Here is a 2518-nt window from a genome sequence, read left to right on the forward strand (position 1 = left end):
TCCCGGTGGGCGAGGGCTTCGTGGTGGCCCAGGTGACCGAGCGCCAGCTGCCGGATGACGCGAAGTTCACCGAGAAGAAGAACGAGCTGCGCCAGCAGGCCGAGAAGGCCAAGCAGTACGAGGTGGCCGACTCCTTCCTCAAGTCCCTGAAGAAGCAGGGCAAGGTGCAGACCAACACCGAGGCCATCGACCAGGTGGTCGGCGGCTAGTCCCCGGGAGGGCCCGTCCCTCTCGTCGCTGGGGGCGTCACCCTTCGGGGCGGCGCCCCCTTCTTCATTTCCTGCCGGGCCGCATGGCCACGCCGCCGGGCATGTCCGCGTGCGGCACGGCGACGCAGACGTCGTCGCGGCCCCGGGCCTTGGCCGCGTACATGGCGAAGTCCGCCGCCCGCACCAGGTCCACCGAGGACAGGGCGTGCTCCGGGTAGGTGGCCACCCCGAGGCTCGCGGTGATGCTCAGGTCCAGCCCCGCCGCCTGCTGGAAGGTGCGGTTGCGGAAGGCGTCGCGGATGCGCGTGGCGCTCGTCACCGCCCCGTCCGTGCCCGTCTCCACCAGCAGCAGGGCGAACTCGTCCCCGCCGTAGCGGAAGACGGAGTCGAGCTGCCGGCAGCACGAGACGAGCAGCTCGCCCACCTCCTTGAGCACGGCGCTGCCCACCAGGTGCCCGTGGGCGTCGTTGATGGACTTGAAGCGATCCAGGTCCAGGAAGACGAGCGACACGGGGTGGTGGAAGCGCTGCGAGCGTCGCACCTCGTGCTCGAGCTGCGCGCGCAGGTGCCGGGCGTTGTAGACGCCCGTGTGCTCGTCCGTGATGGTGAGCTCCTGCACCCGGTGGAAGTTGCGCGCGTTCTCGATGGCGATGGCCGCGAAGTCCGCGATGGCCGTGAGCGCCATCAGGTCGTCCCGGGTGAAGGGCCGATCCGTGATGCCGTTCACCAGCTCGATGACGCCCAGCACCCTCCCCCTCGCGATGAGGGGCACGGCCACGATGGAGCGGGTGCGGAAGGCCGAGGCGTCGTCGAAGCGGGAGGCGAAGGCCGGATCGTCCGCCACGTCCTCCACCAGCCGGGCCTCCCCCGAGGAGAAGACGGTGCCGGCGATGCCCTCGCCCGGGCCGAGCTGCAGCCCCTTGAGCACGTCCGCCCCCTCCCCCACGGCGATCTCGAAGTAGAGCTTGCCGGTGCGCTCGTCCTGCAACAGGAGCGACCAGTTGCGAGGCCGCAGCAGGCTGCGCACCTTTTCCATCATCAGGTTCAGCACCTCCCGGAGCTCGAGCGTGGAGGTGAGCGCCTTGGCGATGTCGTTGTAGGCGGCGAGCTGCTCCACCGTGCGCGTCATGGCCGCGAGCAGGTCCGCGGGATTCATCTCGATCCACTCCAGGGCGCAGTTCTGCTAGAGCCGAGCCGTAACATGCACACACCAGTGGGTCAAACCCGACTCGTTCTCGCGTCCGCTTCGCCGCGTCGGCGCGAGCTGCTCGGCCAGCTCGGGCTGAGCTTCGAGGTGTCCGCGGCGGACATTGATGAGACCCCCCACCCGGGCGAGTCGGCCACAGCCTACGTCCTGCGTCTGGCCCAGGAAAAGGCCCGAGTGGTCGCGGCCCGCGCTCCCGGGGCCTGGGTATTGGCGGCGGATACCACCGTCGCCCTCGGGGACGAGCTGTTCGGCAAGCCCCGCGACGCCGCCGAGGCCCGCGAGATGCTCGGCCGGCTGTCGGGTAGGACACACGAGGTCCAGACCGGGGTCGCGCTCGCGGGCCCCACCGGCGAGCACTCCACGGTGGTGCGCACCCATGTCACCTTCCGCCGGCTGAGCGCGGGGGAGATCGCCTGGTACGCGGGCACCGGCGAGCCACTGGACAAGGCGGGCAGCTACGCCATCCAGGGCAAGGGGGGCTTCCTGGTGGCCTCGGTGGAGGGCAGCCCCACCAACGTCATCGGCCTGCCCCTGGGCGAGACGCTGGAGCTGCTCGCCCGGGCCGGACTCCCCCTGCCCTGGAGTGCCTCATGAGCGGCGTCGCCGAGCGGTTGCAGGAGATTCAGGAGCGGGTGGCCCGGGCGTGTGCCCGCGCGGGCCGGGCGCCCGGGTCCGTCACCCTGGTGGCCGTCTCCAAGTTGAAGCCGGCCGCCCTCATCCGCGAGGCGTACGCGGCGGGACAGCGGGACTTCGGGGAGAACTACGCGCAGGAGCTCCGGGACAAGGCCGCGGAGCTGGCGGACCTGGAGGGCCTGCGCTGGCACGCCATCGGGCCGCTGCAGACGAACAAGGTGAAGTACGTGGCGAAGGCCGCCCGGTCCTTCCACGCGCTGGACCGGCTGGAGGTGGCCCAGGAGCTGTCGCGTCGCCGACTGGACGCGCCCCTCCCCTGCTTCGTCGAGGTGAACGTGGGCGGCGAGGCGAGCAAGAGCGGGCTGGCCCCCGAGGCGCTCGGGCCCTTCCTGGAATCGGTGCGCGCGCTGCCGGGGCTGCGCGTGGAGGGCCTCATGTCGCTGCCCCCGCCCACCGAGGACGAGCAGGT

At 71.3% G+C, this 2518-nt stretch carries 3 protein-coding genes and 1 pseudogene; 3 read left to right on the forward strand and 1 reads right to left on the reverse strand.

The annotated features are described in order from the left end of the window. A pseudogene (locus VF697_RS28205) lies at positions 1-209 on the forward strand (peptidylprolyl isomerase); the annotation flags it as partial. A 64-nt stretch (positions 210-273) separates the two neighbouring features. On the opposite strand, the gene VF697_RS28210 reads toward VF697_RS28205, so the two are convergent. Beyond that, positions 274-1365 carry a sensor domain-containing diguanylate cyclase gene (locus tag VF697_RS28210; RefSeq protein ID WP_331099829.1) on the reverse strand — a complete coding sequence of 364 codons (1092 nt, stop codon included), beginning with the start codon at positions 1363-1365 and terminating at the stop codon, positions 274-276. A gap of 45 nt (positions 1366-1410) precedes the next feature. Between VF697_RS28210 and VF697_RS28215 the strand changes: the two genes are divergently transcribed. Together VF697_RS28215 and VF697_RS28220 are read left to right on the forward strand one after the other, a co-directional pair. Next, on the forward strand, positions 1411-2010 hold the full coding sequence (locus tag VF697_RS28215; protein WP_331099830.1) for a Maf family protein: 600 nt from the start codon (positions 1411-1413) through the stop codon (positions 2008-2010). Next, positions 2007-2518 (forward strand): YggS family pyridoxal phosphate-dependent enzyme (locus VF697_RS28220; RefSeq protein ID WP_331099831.1); only part of this gene is annotated, 512 nt, incomplete at its 3' end. The genes VF697_RS28215 and VF697_RS28220, both read left to right, overlap by 4 nt.

Origin of the sequence: Archangium sp., assembly GCF_036388035.1 — a bacterium.
Lineage (GTDB): Bacteria > Myxococcota > Myxococcia > Myxococcales > Myxococcaceae > Archangium.

Coding starts and splice junctions, on each gene's coding strand:
- VF697_RS28210 (WP_331099829.1), bottom strand. CDS start 1,365: ATGAATCCCGCGGACCTGCTCGCGGCCATGACGCGCACGGTGGAGCAG.
- VF697_RS28215 (WP_331099830.1), top strand. CDS start 1,411: ATGCACACACCAGTGGGTCAAACCCGACTCGTTCTCGCGTCCGCTTCG.